The 19,608-nt window shown below is 29.9% G+C and carries 20 protein-coding genes and 1 pseudogene; 18 read left to right on the top strand and 3 right to left on the bottom strand.

Annotation, left to right across the window (positions count from 1 at the left end):
* Positions 1 to 76: 76 nt before the first annotated feature.
* The 18 genes and pseudogenes from recA to frr all read left to right on the top strand — a co-directional run bounded on the left by recA (position 77) and on the right by frr (position 16,567).
* A complete protein-coding gene (recA, locus tag AB8B23_RS04180; protein ID WP_369713573.1) occupies positions 77 to 1,198 on the top strand; it encodes a recombinase RecA in 1,122 nt (373 codons plus the stop codon).
* Positions 1,188 to 1,796 carry a regulatory protein RecX gene (locus AB8B23_RS04185; protein ID WP_369713574.1) on the top strand — a complete coding sequence of 203 codons (609 nt, stop codon included), beginning with the start codon at positions 1,188 to 1,190 and terminating at the stop codon, positions 1,794 to 1,796. The genes recA and AB8B23_RS04185 overlap by 11 nt, the downstream gene beginning before the upstream one ends.
* A 19-nt stretch (positions 1,797 to 1,815) precedes the next feature.
* The gene (locus AB8B23_RS04190) at positions 1,816 to 2,562 is read left to right on the top strand and encodes a lysophospholipid acyltransferase family protein (protein ID WP_369713575.1); all 747 of its coding nucleotides are present in this window, start codon (positions 1,816 to 1,818) and stop codon (positions 2,560 to 2,562) included.
* A gap of 48 nt (positions 2,563 to 2,610) precedes the next feature.
* Positions 2,611 to 3,204, top strand: coding sequence for an XTP/dITP diphosphatase (locus tag AB8B23_RS04195; protein WP_036088005.1), 594 nt, complete (start codon positions 2,611 to 2,613; stop codon positions 3,202 to 3,204).
* A gap of 112 nt (positions 3,205 to 3,316) precedes the next feature.
* Complete coding sequence (locus AB8B23_RS04200; RefSeq protein WP_369713576.1) at positions 3,317 to 3,838, top strand: hypothetical protein; 522 nt, start codon at positions 3,317 to 3,319, stop codon at positions 3,836 to 3,838.
* Between the two features lie 29 nt (positions 3,839 to 3,867).
* Positions 3,868 to 5,034 (top strand): alanine racemase, encoded by a 1,167-nt coding sequence (gene alr / locus AB8B23_RS04205; RefSeq protein ID WP_369713578.1) that lies wholly within the window; start codon positions 3,868 to 3,870, stop codon positions 5,032 to 5,034.
* Positions 5,035 to 5,099: 65 nt separating this feature from the next.
* The gene (locus tag AB8B23_RS04210) at positions 5,100 to 5,822 is read left to right on the top strand and encodes a hypothetical protein (RefSeq protein ID WP_369713579.1); all 723 of its coding nucleotides are present in this window, start codon (positions 5,100 to 5,102) and stop codon (positions 5,820 to 5,822) included.
* A gap of 1,244 nt (positions 5,823 to 7,066) precedes the next feature.
* Positions 7,067 to 8,308 carry a peptidase T gene (gene pepT, locus AB8B23_RS04215; RefSeq protein ID WP_369713580.1) on the top strand — a complete coding sequence of 414 codons (1,242 nt, stop codon included), beginning with the start codon at positions 7,067 to 7,069 and terminating at the stop codon, positions 8,306 to 8,308.
* Positions 8,309 to 8,311: 3 nt separating this feature from the next.
* Positions 8,312 to 9,034: a tetratricopeptide repeat protein gene (locus AB8B23_RS04220; protein WP_369713581.1), complete on the top strand. Its 723-nt coding sequence runs from the start codon at positions 8,312 to 8,314 to the stop codon at positions 9,032 to 9,034.
* A gap of 14 nt (positions 9,035 to 9,048) precedes the next feature.
* Positions 9,049 to 9,180, top strand: coding sequence for a hypothetical protein (locus AB8B23_RS04225; protein ID WP_369713583.1), 132 nt, complete (start codon positions 9,049 to 9,051; stop codon positions 9,178 to 9,180).
* 108 nt (positions 9,181 to 9,288) lie between these two features.
* Positions 9,289 to 10,046, top strand: a pseudogene (locus AB8B23_RS04230) (SDR family NAD(P)-dependent oxidoreductase).
* A gap of 178 nt (positions 10,047 to 10,224) precedes the next feature.
* Positions 10,225 to 11,700: an IMP dehydrogenase gene (guaB, locus tag AB8B23_RS04235; protein WP_021744246.1), complete on the top strand. Its 1,476-nt coding sequence runs from the start codon at positions 10,225 to 10,227 to the stop codon at positions 11,698 to 11,700.
* 53 nt (positions 11,701 to 11,753) lie between these two features.
* Positions 11,754 to 12,341: a viral A-type inclusion protein gene (locus tag AB8B23_RS04240; RefSeq protein ID WP_369713584.1), complete on the top strand. Its 588-nt coding sequence runs from the start codon at positions 11,754 to 11,756 to the stop codon at positions 12,339 to 12,341.
* A gap of 214 nt (positions 12,342 to 12,555) precedes the next feature.
* Positions 12,556 to 13,341, top strand: a complete 786-nt coding sequence (gene rpsB, locus AB8B23_RS04245) for a 30S ribosomal protein S2 (protein WP_021744243.1) — start codon at positions 12,556 to 12,558, stop codon at positions 13,339 to 13,341.
* A 145-nt stretch (positions 13,342 to 13,486) separates the two neighbouring features.
* Complete coding sequence (locus tag AB8B23_RS04250; protein ID WP_369713585.1) at positions 13,487 to 14,182, top strand: tetratricopeptide repeat protein; 696 nt, start codon at positions 13,487 to 13,489, stop codon at positions 14,180 to 14,182.
* A 69-nt stretch (positions 14,183 to 14,251) separates the two neighbouring features.
* On the top strand, positions 14,252 to 15,136 hold the full coding sequence (gene tsf / locus AB8B23_RS04255) for a translation elongation factor Ts (protein ID WP_369713587.1): 885 nt from the start codon (positions 14,252 to 14,254) through the stop codon (positions 15,134 to 15,136).
* Between the two features lie 87 nt (positions 15,137 to 15,223).
* Positions 15,224 to 15,934 (top strand): UMP kinase, encoded by a 711-nt coding sequence (gene pyrH / locus AB8B23_RS04260; RefSeq protein ID WP_369713588.1) that lies wholly within the window; start codon positions 15,224 to 15,226, stop codon positions 15,932 to 15,934.
* Positions 15,935 to 16,009: 75 nt separating this feature from the next.
* The gene (frr, locus tag AB8B23_RS04265) at positions 16,010 to 16,567 is read left to right on the top strand and encodes a ribosome recycling factor (RefSeq protein WP_147005070.1); all 558 of its coding nucleotides are present in this window, start codon (positions 16,010 to 16,012) and stop codon (positions 16,565 to 16,567) included.
* 130 nt (positions 16,568 to 16,697) lie between these two features.
* On the opposite strand, the gene AB8B23_RS04270 is transcribed toward frr, so the two are convergent.
* From AB8B23_RS04270 to AB8B23_RS04280, 3 genes are all read right to left on the bottom strand, one after another.
* Positions 16,698 to 17,360 carry an HAD family hydrolase gene (locus AB8B23_RS04270; protein WP_369713590.1) on the bottom strand — a complete coding sequence of 221 codons (663 nt, stop codon included), beginning with the start codon at positions 17,358 to 17,360 and terminating at the stop codon, positions 16,698 to 16,700.
* A 75-nt stretch (positions 17,361 to 17,435) separates the two neighbouring features.
* Positions 17,436 to 18,443 (bottom strand): type 2 isopentenyl-diphosphate Delta-isomerase, encoded by a 1,008-nt coding sequence (fni, locus tag AB8B23_RS04275; RefSeq protein ID WP_369713591.1) that lies wholly within the window; start codon positions 18,441 to 18,443, stop codon positions 17,436 to 17,438.
* 14 nt (positions 18,444 to 18,457) lie between these two features.
* A complete protein-coding gene (locus AB8B23_RS04280; RefSeq protein WP_369713593.1) occupies positions 18,458 to 19,504 on the bottom strand; it encodes a phosphomevalonate kinase in 1,047 nt (348 codons plus the stop codon).
* Between the last annotated feature and the right edge of the window lie 104 nt (positions 19,505 to 19,608).

Here is a 19,608-nt window from a genome sequence, read left to right on the forward strand (position 1 = left end):
AATTTACTATATAAAAAGAAATCAAATTGTGATATAATAATGTTTGGAATATAACAATAAATAAGGAGAGGGTATAATGGCTAGAAAAAAAGCTGAAGAAAAAGAAAAAGACGATAAAGGGTTAAGCGAAAAGGAGAAAATGCTTGACTTGGCACTAAAGCAGATTCAGAAGGATTATGGTGACGGTGCTGTAATGAAACTTGGTGAAAATCAGAAAATGAATATAAGGGCTATTTCTACAGGAAGTTTGAATTTGGATATAGCGCTTGGAATTGGTGGGGTGCCAAGAGGAAGAATTGTTGAGATTTATGGAGCGGAATCTTCAGGGAAAACAACGCTTGCACTTCATATTATTGCGGAAGCTCAGAAGGCTGGAGGAACTGTGGCATTTATTGATGCGGAACATGCTTTAGATCCAGTTTATGCAAAGGCTCTTGGAGTAAATATTGATGAACTTTTAATTTCGCAGCCTGATACAGGGGAGCAGGCACTTGAAATTTCAGATATGCTTGTAAGAAGTGGAGCAATGGATGTAATTGTTGTCGATTCAGTTGCGGCGCTTGTTCCAAAAGCTGAAATCGAAGGAGAAATGGGCGATCAGCAAATGGGACTTCAGGCAAGGCTTATGTCAAAAGCACTTAGAAAATTGACAGGAAGTATTTCAAAATCTGATACAGTTATGATTTTTATTAATCAAATAAGGGAAAAAATTGGTGGATTTTCATTTGTTCCGGGAGTGCAGACAACTACTTCAGGAGGACGTGCTTTAAAATTCTTTTCAACTGTGAGGCTGGAAGTAAAAAGAGTAGGTTCTGTTAAGCAGGGAGATGACGTTATTGGAAGTGAAGTTGTAGTAAAAGTTACGAAAAATAAAGTTGCACCGCCATTTAAAGAAGCTAAATTTAATGTTATGTATGGAACAGGAATTTCTAAAATTGGGGAAGTACTTGATGCAGCGATTAATCTTGGAATTGCTTCAAAAAGTGGAGCATGGTTCAGTTACGGCGATGAACGTCTAGGACAGGGACGTGTAAATGTTGAAAATATGCTAAAGGAAAACAAGGAAGTATATGGAAGACTTGAAAAGCAAGTGCTTGATGCTATTCGTCCAAAACAGGAAACAGAGCAGTTAAAAATAGTAGAAACTGTTGAATCTGAAAATACTGAAAATAAAGAAGCAGAAACAGATGAAAATTAATAAAATTTATCGTAATAAGATATATCTTGATACTGAGGAAATTATTGATATAAGCCCTCTTATCAGGCAGAAATATGATTTAAAGGTAAATGACAATATTGAGAGGTTTTATGATGAGATTTCGTATGAATCCTCTCTTGAAAAAGGTATTTTTCTAATTTCATTAAAAGACAGGACAAAAAAAGAAATACGTTTAAAGCTGGAAGAAAAATTTAGAAACAAGTCAGCTATTTTACAGGCAATAGAAAAATTGGAAGAACTAGGGTATCTAAATGACCTAAATTATGCTATTTCATATATTGAAGGCAGAACTTACGGGAAAAATCGTATTTCCTACAACCTTTTTCAAAAAGGAATTGATAAAGTCACAGTTGAAAAGGCTTATCTGATTTTAGATGAGGAAAAAGAAGACAATGTCGATGACACAAAGTTAGAAAAATTGATTGAAAAAAATAGTAAAAAGATTAATATAAATAATAAGAGGGAAGAAAAAAAAGTAAAGGAAGAACAGAAACTTATACAGTACTTAGCAAGACAAGGTTTTTCCCTTGACAAAATTTTTAAAAAGCTGAAAGAATATAAAGAAAATTATGAATAACGGTAAAGGAGGAAATCGTATGAGAACGATATTTTACCATCTTGTGTTAGTTGGAACTTTTATTTATGGAAGTTTTGTTCATATATGGTATCTAATATTCAATAAAGGCGAAAAAAGATATAGATATGTATGCCGAGTAGCCAAAAATTGGGGGAAAAATCTGATTTGGGGAGCTGGAAGCAAAGTAAAAGTTATTTACAAAAATGGTAGTGAAGAAGAAATAAAAAAAATAAAAGAAACAAAAGAAGCTGTTATATTAATCTCAAACCATCAGAGTAATGTAGATATTCCTGCATTATTAGGATATTTGCCACTTGATTTTTCTTTCATTGCAAAAAAGGAAATGAAAAGATGGCCTGCAATTGGACGTTGGATGCGTTCCTTTGACTGTATATTTTTAGATAGAAAAAATGCACGGCAAGGAATGAAGGATATGAAAGATGCGATAAGTAAAATAAAAAAAGGGCATTCTTATGTGATTTTCCCTGAAGGAAGCAGAAGTGAAGATGGTACAATTGGTGAATTTAAAAAAGGAAGTTTTAAACTTGCAACAGATACAGATGCAAGAATTTTACCAATCACAATTATTGGAACTTATGAAGTACAAAGCCGTAAAAGTTTAAAGGTAACACCAAATAAAAATATAAAAATTATTGTGGATAAACCAGTAGATTTAAAATCTATGTCAAGAGAAGAAAAAAAGGAAGTTCACAACATTGTAAATAAAATTATAAAAGATAATTATACAGAAGAAAAAAATCTTTAGGTGGGGGTAAGTATACCCCTATTTTGCGTAAGAAAGGAAAGTGATACAATGAAAGTATTTTTAGCGACGAAAAATAAGGGAAAAATAAAAGATTTTGAAAAACTGACAGAAGGGATGGATTTGGAAGTTGTAACAATTTTAGACGGGCTTGATATTCCTGATGTTGTGGAGGATGGAGAAACTTTTGAGGAAAATTCACGAAAAAAGGCAAAGGAAATTGCAGATTATACAAATATTGTGACAATTTCAGATGATTCAGGACTTTGCGTAGATGCTTTAGATGGAGGGCCTGGAGTTTATTCGGCAAGATTTGGAGGAGAAAATACGACTGACAGCGAAAAGAACCAAAAAATGCTGGAACTTCTGAAGGATGTGAAAAAAGAAAATAGAAAAGCACATTTTGTATCTGTTGTAAGTATTGCCTTTCCAAATGGGGAAATTCATTCATTTCGTGGAGAAATAGAAGGAGAGATTTTGTTTGAAGCAAGAGGTAACAATGGGTTTGGCTACAATCCAATTTTTTATTCGTATGAGCTAGGAAAATCATTTGGAGAAGCAGATGACGAAGAAAGAAAAAGTGTGAGCCATCGGGCAAGAGCGTTCAGAAAACTTATTGCATCAGGACTTTTGGAAGAAAAGTAAATATTAATTGTTTTTCAGACTAAAAAATAGATTTAGGTAAATTATAAATTTTGATTTCAGTTTTTAGTATTGTTTGTTAAATAAAAAAAAGGCTGGAAGGGAGCTGTTTATTATGGAAATTACTAATGAAAAAATTGAACTTAATGGATTAATTCACAAGGGAGTGGATAAAATTCTGATATTAATGGCGATATTGTCTATTGTTTATGGAATAGCATTTACTTTGCTGGAAAAAATTTCGGTTGTAAGGACAATTTCAGCTTTTTTGCCAGTTGCTGCCATTGTTGTCTGGATTTTGTTTATTTTTTTGAGAATTGACAAGTTAAAATTTGAAAATGGGGTGGTTTCATTAAATGGGAAAAATTTGGATAGTAAAAATACGACAGGATACATGGATAAATATGTAGGAACACCAAGAATACATTTAACAGTTAACGGAGAAAAAATATTATTCGAACCATACGTAAACCGTTACAGCAGAAGCGACACTTCTAATAAAATCACAGCAATCGGATTTTCCCTAAAAGAAAAAGGAATACCCGAAATACAGTATCAAAAAATTTATCGTAAAATCCTGCTTTTGAGATTAGTTATCCTTTTAGGAATAATGGCTCCATTAATAATAACAGTTTAGGAATTTGTTAAGGAGAGAAAAAATAAAAAATGTTAGTAAATTTGGAAATAAATAGGGAAAATCTAAAAAGGAACTTAGAAAAAATACGTTCTATAAATAAAAATATCGTTTGTGTAATTAAAGATAACGCTTATGGACTAGGAATTGAAAATATTTTTCCGATATTGTTAGAAAATAATTGTAATTACTTTGCGGTGGCATATATTCAGGAAGCGATAAAAATTGGTGAAATTCTAAAAAATTTTGAAAAAGAAAAAAAATTAAACTTTTTGGAAAATAGAAAAATAAAGATAATGGCACTTAATTATATTGAGCCTAAAAATTTAAAATATGTGATAGAAAATAATGTTGAACTTACAATTTTTAATTTTTCACAATTATCAGATTACTTAAAAATTTTGGATAAATCCTTTGAAAATACAGTTTTGAAAATTCATATAAAAGTAAACAGTGGAATGAACAGGCTTGGATTCAATGAAAGCGAAATTTTGGAATTAATTGAGACAATAAAAAAATATGAAATGAATTCTAAAAATAATAAATTGGAAATAATCTCTATTTTTTCTCATATTTCAGATGCGGAAAATCAAATTGAAACTGAAAAGCAAGTTGAAAAATATGAAAATATTTTAAAGATATTTGACAAAAATAATGTAAAATACCAGTACAAACATTTGCAGGCAAGTCCGTTACTTTTTAAATACGGAGAAAAATACAATTATGATTTCGCACGTGTGGGAATGGCACTTTATGGAATGGAGCCTTTATCTTATGATGTGGGATTATTAAACGTTATAACAGTAAAGTCGCAAATTATAAACACAAGAAATGTGAAAAAAAATGATAAAATTTCCTATGGAAGTAAAGGCATTGTAAACAGAGACTCTAAAATAGGCATTGTATCAATAGGCTATGCACACGGATTTCAAAAGCAAATTGAAAATTCAGAAGGAGCATATGTTTTAGTAAATGGTAAAAAGGCAAAAATCGTTGGAGAAATTTGTATGGATATGATTTTTATTGATTTAACGGACATAGAAAATGTGGAAGTAAATGATGAAGTTGTAATTATCGGAAGTCAGAGAAATATTGAAAATGGAATTACTGAAAAAATAACATTGAGGCAAGTGGCAAAGTGGACTGGGACGATACAGGACGATGTGCTGACTAAGTTTTCGGAAATAAAAAAACAGTAGATTGATTTGGATTTGAATTTTTTTATATTTATGTCACACGAATTACTAATGAAAAGAGGTGTTAGATGCTAAGTGAAAATGTGAAATGGGAACGGGAAAGTATTATAATGAAATGGACTGAAGTCGGATTTTTTCATGAAGATTTAGGTGATTGGATTTATGATGACAGGTATGAAAAAGAGATGATTAAAATTATGAAAAAAGATAAGGCTGTATTTTGGGGTGAAGAATATAATTTAAAGTGGAGAAATTATTATGGAGAAAACAAAAACGAGGAGAAATACAACTGGGAACTAAGTAATTGTGAGAATGTTTACTTACGTAGATTTGGAAATATGATTTATACTGTTCCAAATTATCTTGAGGCACATGAAAAACATTATTTTTTCACATCTATGGGATTTACTGTGGAAAATATGAAACTGATTTATTCTAATAAGGAAATATTGGAAATGGAAATTTTGACACTAAAGGATGTTATTTATCAATGGTTATTTACGAGTCATTACAGTGATGATTTTATAAATAACTTGAAAGAATATGCAAGTGCATTAATAAATCAGATTTATTTTGTTGACGATGAAAGAATAGATGAGAATATTGACAAAAATTTCAGGAAAATAGTTAATTTGAAAGAAAATGAAGTAAAACTTGAAAGAATAGATATTTCTAAATTTGAAACGGTTGATGTATATTTAGAAAATGGAACAGTTTGGCAGGCATTTTTACGAAAGAATGAAAAGTTATATTTAAATACAGATGTTGATGTCAGCATTCGGATATTGTAGAGAATTTTGAAACAAAATTTAAAGAGAAAACTTTATTAGAAAAAATATTAGAATCACGGTTTGAGTAACTGTGGTTTTTTTATAATTTGATAATTTTATTAAAAAAATTAAATTTAATTCTTAAGTATCTATCTTAAAGATTTTTGTAATTTTATTTATAAATATTATGATTAATAAATGTTTTTTCTTATTTCATTTATATGTTTTTTTAACGTAAGGGCATCAGACGCCATGCCCTTTTTCGCAATAACAGTTATTTTAACATATTTAACTGACTGCTACTTAAAGATAATGGCGAAACGTTCTACGAACTACCCCACTTTACGCAAAACTTTCTTATAAAGAAAAAATAAAACTCGCTTCGTAAAACTACGCTCACTTTCGCAAATAAGAGTTATTTTAACATAAATAAGTTCTATCATTATAAAAATTATGGCGAAAGAAATACATTCGTATTTAGTTATTTTTCCTTTAACGAAATTTTGCTTATTTAATATTTTCTAAATACAAAAGCCTAGAATTTAAATATAATAATCTATATAATTTAGTATAGAATGTCGTGATTTTTTTGGAACGAAAACGACTAAACACATTTATGTGTTTCGTTCGCCAGAACCTTCATAGTAAATATATTTTATAGAGCTGCTCTAATCTTTATTTGCGAAAATGAGTGTTAGCGAGTTTCGTTTTCGTAGTAATTTAGGTTTATCCAAATAATAAATGTTTAGACTATTTTCCCAAATAAAATTTGGGAATATTTCAAAAAAATGCTTAGACAAGCCAGGGTTAGTGTGTAGCACTTTCGCCATTCTCTTTAATATGCCATTATTTAAATATATTAAAATAACTTTTATTGCGAAATGAGGCGAAATGGCGATTGATTTCCCTTGCTTATATAAAAAGAAAAAACATGAAATTATGAAAAAATATTTATTAATAATAAGCAGTTTTTCAAAACTTAAACAAAAATCCCTTATATAGATACTTAATGACTAAATTTAACTAAAGGATATTTTATAGTTATATAGGTTGTATAATAGAAAAAATGACTTTGTTTTCATAACTTTTTTTGATTTTTAATCTTTAAATAGGAATATAGTATTAATAAAAATATTATTCTATACCGATATAGTTTATATTTTTTATAAAATTATTTATAAATTATTTGATTAGCATTGAAAAAAACTGTAAAAAATTGTAAAATAGGTTATAATTATAAAATATGGAGAAAGTAGGAAAAATAAATGGATTTGAACAAATATGAAACATTAAAGGATAGATTTTTGAAATATGTAAAGATTGAAACTAGATCGGATGAAAAAAGTGAGAGCATCCCATCCACACCAACACAGCTTGAATTTGCTAAAATGCTTGTAAAAGAGCTGGAAGAAATAGGGATGGAAGATGTTTATGTGAACGAAAATTGCTTTGTTAATGCAACTTTAAAAAGTAATGTTGATAGAGATGTGAAAACTGTTGGATTTATTGCACATATGGATACTGCTGATTTTAATGCAGTTAATGTAAATCCACAGATTGTCGAAAACTATGATGGGAAAGATATTATTTTGAATAAGGAACAAAATATTGTCCTATCTGCCGATGAATTTCCAAATTTGAAGGAATATGTTGGAAAAACTGTAATTACTACTGATGGAACAACTCTTTTAGGGGCTGACGACAAGGCTGGAGTTGTGGAAATTATAGAGGCTATGAAATATTTGATTAACCATCCAGAAATCAAGCACGGAACGGTAAAAGTAGCATTTGGGCCTGATGAGGAAATTGGGCGTGGAGCAGACAACTTTAATGTAGATGAATTTGGAGCGGATTTTGCCTATACAATGGATGGCGGACCAGTGGGAGAACTTGAATACGAAAGTTTTAATGCAGCTGGAGCTGTATTTAAAGTAAAAGGAAAAAGCGTTCATCCAGGAACAGCCAAAGGAAAAATGATAAATGCAAGTTTAATAGCTGCAAAAATTATAAATAGCTTTCCAGCAGATGAAGTACCTGAAAAGACAGAAGGATACGAAGGATTTTATTTTCTTGAAAAAATTCGTGCAAATTGTGAAGATGCTGAATTATCATACATTTTGAGAGACCACGACAGACAGAAGTTTGAAGAAAAAAAGAAATTTGCTGAAAATGTCGCAAAAAAAATTAATGAAAAATACAAAAAAGAATTAGTAACATTAGAAATAAAAGATCAATATTACAACATGGGAGAAATTATAAAAGATCACATGGAAATCGTAGAAATAGCTAAAAAAGCAATGGAAAACCTTGAAATAGAACCAATAATCAAGCCAATCCGTGGTGGAACAGACGGCTCAAAAATTTCATTCATGGGACTTCCAACACCAAATATTTTTGCAGGCGGAGAAAATTTCCATGGGAAATATGAATTTGTAGCACTTGAGAGTATGATTCTAGCAACTGATGTGATTGTGGAGATTGTAAGATTGAATGCTGAAAGGGAGTAAAAAATGCGTAAGGCGGCACTAAAAACTTATCTGTATGAAATAATTTTTATATTAATTTATAAATTAAGCATGGACATATTTTTGAGAGTGTCTTATTTTGTATATTTTTTATTATGGATATTGTCAGTAATAATAATGATATATTTATTTCCGTATTTAATAATATTTTTGATAGGAAATCATTATTTATTTGTTAAATTAGATCCTGAAAAATATATTTTAATAGTAGAAAAAATGTACAAAATTTTTAAAATTAATATTATGAAAGATTTTATCAAAATTAATTTATCAGTTTGTTATTGGTTGCTAAACGAGAAAGAAAAAGCGTTAAAGTATTTAAATGAAATAAAAATAACTAGATTAACGTTGCCAATAATAAAATATTGCTACTATAGAAATTTAATGGAATATAAATATTTTATGGGAGAAAAAGAGGAAGCAAGAAAAATATTTGACGAAAATTTTAGAAAAAGTGGAGAAAAACTTGAAATAGGGATTATGTTGGATTATGAAAATAATCCGCAACAGAAAATTATTGAATTGGAAAAGCTATTGAAAGGGAAAAGAAAATTGTACCAAATAGAGATAAAGTTCAATTTAGCTAAAACATATGAAGAAATTGGAAATTTTGAAAAAGCAAAAGAGTTATATAAAGAAGTGGCTGAAAAAGGTAATAAACTTTATATGGGGAAAATTGCACAGGAGAAAATTTTGGAACTGAGTTGAGAAGGAGTAAAAAAATGAAAAAGTTTTTATTGATTAGTTTTATTTTAAGCAGTATTTATGGATTTTCGACAAAGATAAATACATCGAAAAATAATACTTCGGTAACTAAAAATATTGGTAAAATAACTATATTAAAGATGCTGTAAGTGAAAATGATATAAAAAATTGAAGAGATAGCTAAAGAAAAAGGGACAATTTACAACTTGTAGAGCAACTAACGAGATTTAAAATATAAAATGAAAGGCGTGATTTAAATGTTTGATTTAGCTGGGGAAGTTGCTCTTGTTACAGGTGGAGCAAAAGGTATTGGAAAAGGAATTGCAAAGGCTTTGAAACAGGCAAGAGCAAAAGTGATTATAGGAGATATTGACAAAAAAAGAGGGAAAGAAGTTGCAAATGAGATAGGAGTTGAATTTCGTCATTTTGATGTTACAAATAAAGATTTGGTAGATTATACAATTCAAAGTATTTACGAAGAATATGGAAAACTTAGTATACTTTGTTCAAATGCAGGTATTTTTCCTAGAACAAATATTGAAAATATAACGGAAGAAGAATGGGATAAGGTACAGAATGTAAATATGAAAGGGAGTTTTTTTGTAACACAAGCAACATTAAAATATATGAAAAAACAAAGTTATGGACGAGTAATACTGACTTCTTCAATTACAGGACCTATTACAGGACTTTCAGGATGGGCACATTACGGAGCGAGCAAATCCGCTCAACTTGGATTTATGCGTAGTGCAGCATTAGAAATGCAAAATATGGAATTACAGTAAACGCAATTCAGCCAGGAAATATATTAAGTGATGGACTTTTAAACATGGAAAATTCTAAAAATTATACAAAATATATAAGAGAAATAATACCGTTGTATACTTTGGGAAAACCAGAAGATATAGGGTATACAGCGGTTTTCTTAGCAAGCCGTGAAGCTGGATTTATTACAGGACAGACAATAGTTGTGGATGGTGGACAAGTGCTTTTAGAAACTCCTATAAATGTTTAGAATTTAGTATGACATAAAAAAACTTTTGAAAAAAGTATTGAAATTACGGTTTATTTCGTGCTAAAATAATATAATTTAAAAAAGAAATATTATATAAAAAGAGTTTTTATAAAATTTCTCTTAATTTACTAAATTTGCAGGATAAAAATAAAAAAATAGAATAAGGAGGATATTTAAAATGAGTCAAAAAGACAAAATTGTAATTTCTGAAGGATTAACTTTTGATGATGTACTATTAATTCCACAAGCATCGGATGTGGTACCGCATGAAGTATCATTAAAAACGAATTTAACTAAAAAATTGGTACTAAATATACCAATACTAAGTGCCGCAATGGACACTGTTACAGAATCAAAACTTGCAATTGCACTTGCAAGAGAAGGTGGAATTGGATTTATTCATAAAAATATGACAATTGAAAGACAGGCTGAAGAGGTATCAAAAGTAAAAAGATACGAAAGCGGTATGATTACAAATCCGATTACATTAAAGGAAGACGCTATTTTAAAAGATGCAAATGACTTAATGAAAAATTATAAAGTTTCAGGACTTCCTGTAGTTGATAACGACGGTAATTTAAAGGGAATTATTACTAATCGTGACTTGAAATATAGAGAAGATTTATCATTAAAAGTTGTAGATATTATGACAAAAGATAACTTGGTAACTGCACCTGTTGGAACAACTCTTGAAGGTGCAAAATCTATTCTTCTGGAAAATAGAATAGAAAAATTACCAATAGTTGAAGGTACTAAATTAAAAGGTTTAATTACAATTAAAGATATTGACAATGTTATAAATTATCCTAATGCTGCAAAAGATGAACATGGTAGACTTAGAGTGGGAGCAGGAGTTGGAGTTGGAACTGATACAGTAAGAAGAGTTGCAGCTCTAGTAGAAGCTGGAGTTGATATTATTGCTGTTGATTCGGCACACGGACATTCAAAAGGAGTTATTAATAAAATAAAGGAAATTAGAGAGGCTTTCCCTGATTTAGACATAATCGGAGGAAATATCGTAACTCCAGAGGCAGCGCTTGACTTGATAGAAGCAGGAGTAAATGCAGTGAAAGTAGGAGTTGGACCAGGTTCAATCTGTACAACTAGAGTTGTTTCAGGAGTTGGAGTACCACAAATTTCGGCTGTAATGAATATTGCGGAAGTTTGTAAGGATAAAGGAATCGGACTTATTGCCGATGGTGGAATAAAATTATCTGGAGATGTTGTAAAAGCTATTGCGGCTGGAGCGGACTGTGTTATGCTAGGAGGAATGCTTGCAGGAACTGATGAAGCGCCAGGAGAAGAAATTTTGTATAATGGAAGAAAATTTAAGACTTATGCAGGGATGGGTTCACTTGCGGCTATGAAGAGAGGAAGCAGCGACAGATATTTTCAGCTTGAAGCAGCAACAGAGAAATTAGTTCCAGAAGGAATTGAATCAATGGTTCCATATAAAGGTGCGTTAAAGGATACAGTTTACCAAATTTGTGGTGGACTTCGTTCTGGAATGGGATATTGTGGAACTGGTACAATTAAGGAATTAAAAGAAAATGGAAAATTTGTAAAAATAACAGGAGCAGGACTGAAGGAAAGCCATCCACACGATGTTATTATTACAAAGGAAGCGCCAAACTACAATAATTCAAATAACTAGAAGATATCTAAAAAATTTAAAAATTGAATTATGAATTCAATGAAAGGATGAGAATGAATAAAGTAAAAAAAGTAGCACTTTTATTTACATTGGTAATGGGAATAAGCGTCTTTTCGTATTCCTATGAGGACTATTATCAAAAAGTTTATACTATAAAAATTTCTAAAGATGATATATTTAGGGTAACGAATGCAACAAATAGCCAGCAGAAAAAATTATCAAAAATATTTGATGAATATCAGAAAAAAGCTGAAAGTATAGAAAAAACTCTTGTACAATTTGATGGGAAAAAGGAAAAGCTTGGTAAAATCGAGCAGGAAAGATATAGAGCTATTGCAAAAGTTCTGACAAATGAACAGTTTGAAGCCTATAATTCTTATATAAATTCGCAAAAGTCATCATTTATCGAAAAAAATGATAAAGTTAAAAATTTTATTGACAGTATGAATTTATCAAATGAGCAGAAATCACGTATATTGAAATATGAAAGAGATTTTAAACGTGAAGTTGAAAAATTAAAAGAGCAAAGACTGGCAAAAGATACATTTATTTCAAAATATCGTGAATTAAAACAGGAAAGAAACGAAAAAATGAGAACAGTCTTGCTGGATGATCAAGTAAAAATGATAGAAAATTTTTAAAGTATTGACAAAAGTTATAAAAAAATGTTAAAATATAACGATTAATCACACTTTGTACTGTTTAGAGATAGGGTGTTGCAATTTTATAGTTTATTTTTTAAAAGTTTTTTATTTGCAAAAATTAAGAAATTGATTAAAATAAAAAATAGAAATTACAATCTGTCTTTTAAAGAAAAGTGGGAGAAAAACCAAAAAAATTAGGAGGAAAAACGTAATGGCAGTAATTACAATGAAACAATTATTAGAAGTAGGAGCACATTTTGGACATCAGGCAAAAAGATGGAACCCTAAAATGAAACCTTACATTTTTACAGAAAGAAACGGAATCCACATTTTGGATTTACACCAAACTTTAGGAGCAACTGAAGCAGCTTACGAATTTGTAAGACAAATCTCTGAAGAAGGTGGAAAAGTATTATTCGTAGGAACTAAAAAACAAGCTCAGGAAGCAGTTAAGGAAGAAGCTGAAAGAGCTGGAGGATTCTATGTAAACCATAGATGGCTAGGTGGACTTTTAACTAACTTGGAAACAATCAAAAAAAGAGTAAAAAGATTAAAAGAACTTGAAGAAATGGATGCAGACGGAACTTTAGACGAAGCATACACTAAAAAAGAAGCTGGATTACTAAGAAAAGAAATGGCAAAACTTTCTAAAAATATTGGTGGAATTAAAGATATGAACACTTTACCAGCAGCATTGTTCGTAGTTGATATCAAAAAAGAATTCTTGGCATTAGAAGAAGCTAAAAAATTAGGAATTCCTGTAATCGCATTAATCGATACAAATGTAGATCCTGATTTAGTAACTTACAAAATCCCAGCAAATGATGATGCTATAAGATCAGTAAAATTATTTGCACAAGTTATTGCAAATGCTGCAATTGAAGGAAATGGTGGAATTGAAAATGTTGTTGAAGGAGCAGAAGTAGAAGTTCCTACAAATGAGGAAATTATTGAAGAAGTGGTAGAAGAAGTTACCGAAGAAACTACAGAAGCATAATTTGAAATACAATCTAAAAAATCGAATAAAAAAATAGGGGAATAAAACCATTCCCCTGTTCTTGTAAAATAGCAATTAAAAAAATAAGAAAATAGACTCATACTTCTATTAGCTGAACTAAAATAAAAAGAAATGGTGAGAAATTATGAAAAAAATTTTAATCGGATTATTTTTGGTAGCAAGTTTAAGCGTTTTGGGTGCAAAGAGCCAGAAAAAAACTGCGAGCACTTCAAATTATAAGACAAATGTAAATAACCAATATTTTGCAGTAGATGGAAATCTTATGAATATGTATTCAAAAGAAAAAACTGAATTTAAAAATAAATATATTGCTTTGTCTGAAAAGAATGATAAGAAAAATCTAATTGCATTACTAAAAGAATATGTTAAAAAATATCCAAATGATGCTTACGCTTATGAGGAAATAGGAACTGATTATGATATATTAGGTAATCAAAAAGAGGCAGAGAAGTATTATTTAAAGGCAATTGAATTAGGAGATAACGACACAGGCGTGTACTCACTGTTTTTATTATACAGTGACGAAGATTCTTTAAAATCATTAAATTTGACCGCTAAAGAGAAAAATGAAAAAAAGAACATAGTAGACAAATATGAAAAGCAACTAACAGATGCTGGTTTTACGCACGAGAAACTTAAAGAACTTAGAGAGCACAAACAAATGGCATTAGTTGGTAATGCTTATTCAATATACCGATTAGCAATCCGTTATTATGGTACTAAAAATTATAAGATGGCAGAAAAATATGCGAAGGACTTTTTAGAATTTGATAACGAAAATCCAGAAATTTTAAATATGCTAAAAAATGTTTCAAAATAATTTTTTGAATGTTAAATTAATCATTAAGTAAAATAAATAAAAAAATTAAAAATATAGGAGGGAAATAAAGTGGCAATTACAACAGCACTTATTAAAGAATTAAGAGAAAGAACAGGAGCAGGAATGCTTGACTGTAAAAAAGCTTTACAAGAAAATGACGGGGATATTGAAAAAGCAATTGACTGGTTAAGAGAAAAAGGGATTGCTAAGGCAGCTAAAAAATCTGGAAGAGTTGCAGCAGAAGGATTGGTATTTGCAGCAATTTCTGAAGATAGAAAAAAAGGTGCTATCTTGGAATTCAACTCTGAAACTGACTTCGTTGCTAAAAATGACGAATTTAAATCTTTTGGAGAAAAATTGGTAGAATTGACTTTAAGCCATGACTTGACAAGCGAAGATGAATTAAAAGCATTTGAACTTGAAGGAAAAACTATTGAAACTCATTTGACAGAATTAATCGCTAAAATTGGTGAAAATATGAATATTAGAAGATTAAAAGTTGTTTCAACTGACGGATTTATCGAAACTTATATTCACTTAGGTGGAAAAATTGGTGTATTATTAAATGTTAATGGAGAAGCTACTTCTGAAAACATTGAAAAAGCAAAAGGTGTTGCAATGCATATCGCAGCAATGGATCCAAAATATTTGGATAAATCACAAGTTACAGCTGATGATTTGGAAAGAGAGAAAGAAATCGCAAGACATCAGTTAGAATCAGAAGGAAAACCAGCTAATATCATTGAAAAAATATTAGATGGAAAAATGAGAAAATTCTATGAAGAAAACTGTTTAGTGCAACAAAAATATGTTAGAGATGACAGCGTTACTATCGAACAATTTATTGCCCCAAGTACAATAAATTCATTTGACAGATTTAAAGTTGGAGAAGGAATCGAAAAAGAAGAAGTAGATTTCGCTGCTGAAGTAGCTGCACAAATTTCTGGAAATTAATTATAAGGGGAATTATCCCCTTATTTTTTCGTAAATTTTTAAACAGAGGTTATTATAACCTATATAAAATTCATGGAGGCTCCTATAATGCTTAAATATAAAAGAATATTATTAAAACTAAGTGGAGAAGCACTTGCAGGGAACAAAGAATTTGGTTTTTCAAATGAAGTGCTTGAAAGTTTTGCAAAACAGATAAAGGATGTGCATGAAAAAGGTGTGCAAATTGCTATCGTTATTGGTGGTGGAAATATTTTTCGTGGAATAAGCGGAATGGAAAAAGGCTTTGACAGAGTGACTGGAGATACAATGGGAATGCTTGCAACAATCATGAATGGACTTGCACTGCAAAATGCAATTGAAAGTATAGGAGTACCGACAAGAGTTATGACAGCGCTTCAAATGCCGCAAGTAGCCGAGCTTTATATCAGACGTAAAGCAATAAGACATCTGGAAAAAGGAAGAGTCGTTATTTTTGCAGGTGGAACAAGCAATCCTTATTTTACTACAGATTCTTCGGGAGCATTGAGAGCTGTGGAAATTCAGGCAGATGTACTTGCGAAAGGGACAAAAGTTGATGGAATTTATGATAAGGATCCTATGAAGTTTAATGATGCTGTAAGATATGATACAGTAACATTTGACGAGGCTATTTCAAAAAATTTAGGAGTAATGGATACGGCAGCACTTTCACTATGCAGGGAAAATCAAATGCCAATTGTAGTATTTAACGCCTTAGAAGAGGGGAATATCTTGAAAATGGCACAAGGCGATAATATAGGAACAACTGTAAAAAAATAATTGATATAAAACAAAATAAGAAAATAAGAAAATAAAAAACAAAATATTTTAATAAAAAATAAAAAGGTGGTAAGAATGTTAGATGCAATTTTAAAAGAAGCTGAAGAAAAAATGCAAAAATCTTTAGAAAACACAAAAGATAAATTTTCTCACGTAAGAGCAGGACGTGCGAGTGTTTCCATGCTTGATGGAGTCACAGTAGAAGCTTATGGTGCTCAAACTCCCCTTAATCAAGTTGGAACAGTTTCAGCTCCAGAAGCTAGATTATTAGTAATAGATCCTTGGGATAAAACATTAATCCCAGTAATTGAAAAAACTATTTTACAGGCAAATCTAGGATTTAATCCATCAAATGATGGTAAAGTTATTAGGCTTGTCGTGCCAGAACTTACAGAAGATCGTAGAAAAGAATATGTAAAAATGGTAAAAAAAGAAGCTGAAGAAGGAAAAGTTGCAATTAGAAACGTAAGAAAGGATGTAAATAATAAACTTAGAAAACTTGAAAAAGACAGTGAAATTACAGAAGATGAACTAAAATCAAGTGAAGAAAAAGTACAAAAATCAACTGATAAATTTATCGCACAAGTTGACGATGCTTTGAGCAAAAAAGAAAAAGAATTGTTAACAGTTTAATTTTTTGGATAAAATTTAGGAATGAAATAAAAATAGGGAATTATTCTAGTTTTGGTAGAATTAGAATAGTTCCCTTTTTACATTTTTTATGCTTTAATTAATACTTGAGTTTTATCTTTATTTAAAAATATTATTTCCAAAATAATTTATCAAATAATGTTTTTCGAGGTGGCATTCCACCAAGTTTAGCTCCATTCTTAATCCAGTATGTTTTTTTGGAAATATCATAAAGAGGCTTGTCTGCTAGACTGTCAGAGTAAAATTTTATGATTTCATACTCAAAATTGTTTTGTTTTGCCCATTTGTTCAATTTTTTTACTTTTTCATTGCCTTTATTATTTTCTCCATCAATTTTGGCAATGAAAGTTTCCTTGTTATCGTTTACAAAATTTGTACCAAAGACTTTGTCATAGCCAAGTGTTAATAAAAATTTTTCTATTAGGAATAATGGGCTTGCTGAAGACACGATAACCATTTCGCATTCTTTTTTGTTTTTTTCCAGCTCGTCCTTTATCCAAGGATAAATTTTATGTTTTTTAGTTTCCCAGAAATCTGCTACTAATTTTTCGATTTCTTCTGTTGAATGACTTTCTAAAAATTCAAAATATCTTTCTTTCAAAGTAGTTAGATTTATTATTTTTATTAGATAAAAAAGTAAATCCTTTGAATATTTTATCAAAAATAAAATAGATTTTAGTGGATATTTTTTTAAATAAAATGTGGAAAAATTAACACCAGTTTCTCCATCGTAGATTGTCTTGTCAAAATCATAGACTATAATTTTTTTTTTCATTAATTAACTCTCTTTCTTTAATTATATTCATTTAAAATCAATTTTTGATATACAGTTAAGTTATTAGCTGATTTATTAAAATTTTTGCATAGAAAATTCCAATGTTTTTCCGTACAAAACATATTTTGTATTTTGTAATTCTTTAATATTTTTTGCATTTAAAGCGCACATTATCATTTTGCATTCAGTTTTCCAGTTTTCCACAATTTTGATTATGTTTTCAACATCATATTTTACAGCTAACTCTAAAATCGTTCTGGAAAGACCAACAGCCTTTGCTCCCAAAACTAGGCATTTTATCATATCCAGGGGATTCCTTACACCGCCACTTGCGATAATTTCTACTTTGTCAGTATAATCTTTTAGATTTAAAAGGCAGGAAACAGTAGTTTGTCCCCAGTTATTTAGATAATCAAGGCTATTTTCACGTCGCATATTTTCAATAAAGGCAAAACTTGTGCCGCCACGCCCGCTTATGTCAAAAGTCTTTATTCCCAGCCCAATTCCTTGTTTTATAGTATCTTCAATCATTCCAAATCCAACTTCTTTTAAAATAATTGGAATTTCTATATTTTGTACAAATTCTCTTAAATTATTTTCCCATTCGTTAAAGTTTCGGCTGCCTTCTGGCATAATTAATTCCTGCATTAGATTTACGTGAACTTGCAAAAATAATGGGTTTAGAGCCTTTATAGCGGCAATTCCAGCTGTGTAATTTTTATCAATTCCAATATTTGTGGCAAGCTGTAAATCTGGATTTTCCTTTTTTACAATATTAAATGAATCATCATCAGAATTTTTTAGAGCGGCACTATACGAGCCTGTTACGAACAGCAAATTGCATTCATTTGCAACTTTTGCCAGTTTTTGATTAATCTTTTTCGCATTTTCGCTTCCGCCTGTAATTGCGTTAATAAAAAATGGAAATTCAAAATCATGGCTTGCAAAATGAGTTGATAAATCAATTTCATCCAGATTATATTTTGGAATGGAACTATGAATAAGTTCAACATCGTCAAAGCTGTTATATTCACTTTCATGTTCCAATGCATACTTGATATGATCATCTTTTCTATTTTTCATATTTCTCCTATTTTTTATAATTTTTCAACATACAGCAATTCAATCCCAAATTTTTCCCATCTATCAATAATAGTTTTTGTATCATTTTTATTAAAGGAAAAGGCAATTCCGCAATCTCCACCGCCAGCACCGCTGCTTTTGGCACAAATATCCAGTTTTTGAGCAGAATTTACTAATTTTAATAATTTTTGGCTATAAATATTTTCATTTAAGTTTTGAAGTAATTTCCCATTTTTATTAATGCATTTTTTTATCATTGGCTTATCTCCATTTTTCATGGCAGTTCTCAAATCTTGTACGATATTTTCTACATTTTTTAAAAAGTTTTCATCAATGGAACTTTTTACAATATTTATTAAATTGCTAGAAATAGCAGGTTCTTTTGTCCAGCCGACTAAAAAATTACAATTTAAATTGTTTTTGTTAAACTGAAGTTCGGAGATTTCGTAATTCCAGTTAGTTTTTAGAATATTTTCCAGAGTTTCGTTTTTGATTAATTCACTAATTTTTTTTCTATCAAAGGATTTATAAAAAATTAAGCTTTCGTAGGAAATACAGGCTATATCGCCCATAGATCCGTTATCTCCACGTTTTAGCAGCACATAGGAAGACAGCTTGAAAAGTATTTCCTTTGAAACTTTTAGATTGTATAGGCTTAAAATGGATTTTATTGTTAAAACAACAACACTGCCACTTGAGCCGATTCCTAGTTTTTTGTTATCTATTTCCATTTTTCCATTAATTTCCAGATTAAAAGGCTCGATTTCCAAATTTTGAAATTTTAAATATTCAGTCATAACGGATATTGTTTCACAGATGAGTGAATAATTTTTGTCAAAATTTTGTGAAGTTTTTTTATCGAAAGCCGTTTTTTCAAGAGTTATAGGATAATCAAACATATCTGAAAAAATTGTATATTTATCAGCAAAATTTATTTTTGAAGTCATAAAAAGGTTTATGTTTTTTATGATTGCACTTTGCCCAGCTGTTAGAATGGAATATTCTCCAGCAATATAGAGTTTTCCGCAGGTTTGGTTAGTTATTATTTTATTTTTTGACATTTTTTTCTCTTTCATATTTTTACAGGTTTAAGTAATTGAGTTTATTTTCTAGCTTTTATAAAGAGATTATATCATAAAAAATCAGTATAGTAAAACCATTTAAC

This window comes from Leptotrichia sp. HSP-342, from assembly GCF_041199995.1.
GTDB lineage: Bacteria > Fusobacteriota > Fusobacteriia > Fusobacteriales > Leptotrichiaceae > Leptotrichia > Leptotrichia mesophila.

Coding starts and splice junctions, on each gene's coding strand:
- recA (WP_369713573.1), top strand. CDS start 77: ATGGCTAGAAAAAAAGCTGAAGAAAAAGAAAAAGACGATAAAGGGTTA.
- AB8B23_RS04185 (WP_369713574.1), top strand. CDS start 1,188: ATGAAAATTAATAAAATTTATCGTAATAAGATATATCTTGATACTGAG.
- AB8B23_RS04190 (WP_369713575.1), top strand. CDS start 1,816: ATGAGAACGATATTTTACCATCTTGTGTTAGTTGGAACTTTTATTTAT.
- AB8B23_RS04195 (WP_036088005.1), top strand. CDS start 2,611: ATGAAAGTATTTTTAGCGACGAAAAATAAGGGAAAAATAAAAGATTTT.
- AB8B23_RS04200 (WP_369713576.1), top strand. CDS start 3,317: ATGGAAATTACTAATGAAAAAATTGAACTTAATGGATTAATTCACAAG.
- alr (WP_369713578.1), top strand. CDS start 3,868: ATGTTAGTAAATTTGGAAATAAATAGGGAAAATCTAAAAAGGAACTTA.
- AB8B23_RS04210 (WP_369713579.1), top strand. CDS start 5,100: ATGCTAAGTGAAAATGTGAAATGGGAACGGGAAAGTATTATAATGAAA.
- pepT (WP_369713580.1), top strand. CDS start 7,067: ATGGATTTGAACAAATATGAAACATTAAAGGATAGATTTTTGAAATAT.
- AB8B23_RS04220 (WP_369713581.1), top strand. CDS start 8,312: ATGCGTAAGGCGGCACTAAAAACTTATCTGTATGAAATAATTTTTATA.
- AB8B23_RS04225 (WP_369713583.1), top strand. CDS start 9,049: ATGAAAAAGTTTTTATTGATTAGTTTTATTTTAAGCAGTATTTATGGA.
- guaB (WP_021744246.1), top strand. CDS start 10,225: ATGAGTCAAAAAGACAAAATTGTAATTTCTGAAGGATTAACTTTTGAT.
- AB8B23_RS04240 (WP_369713584.1), top strand. CDS start 11,754: ATGAATAAAGTAAAAAAAGTAGCACTTTTATTTACATTGGTAATGGGA.
- rpsB (WP_021744243.1), top strand. CDS start 12,556: ATGGCAGTAATTACAATGAAACAATTATTAGAAGTAGGAGCACATTTT.
- AB8B23_RS04250 (WP_369713585.1), top strand. CDS start 13,487: ATGAAAAAAATTTTAATCGGATTATTTTTGGTAGCAAGTTTAAGCGTT.
- pyrH (WP_369713588.1), top strand. CDS start 15,224: ATGCTTAAATATAAAAGAATATTATTAAAACTAAGTGGAGAAGCACTT.
- frr (WP_147005070.1), top strand. CDS start 16,010: ATGTTAGATGCAATTTTAAAAGAAGCTGAAGAAAAAATGCAAAAATCT.
- AB8B23_RS04270 (WP_369713590.1), bottom strand. CDS start 17,360: ATGAAAAAAAAAATTATAGTCTATGATTTTGACAAGACAATCTACGAT.
- fni (WP_369713591.1), bottom strand. CDS start 18,443: ATGAAAAATAGAAAAGATGATCATATCAAGTATGCATTGGAACATGAA.
- AB8B23_RS04280 (WP_369713593.1), bottom strand. CDS start 19,504: ATGTCAAAAAATAAAATAATAACTAACCAAACCTGCGGAAAACTCTAT.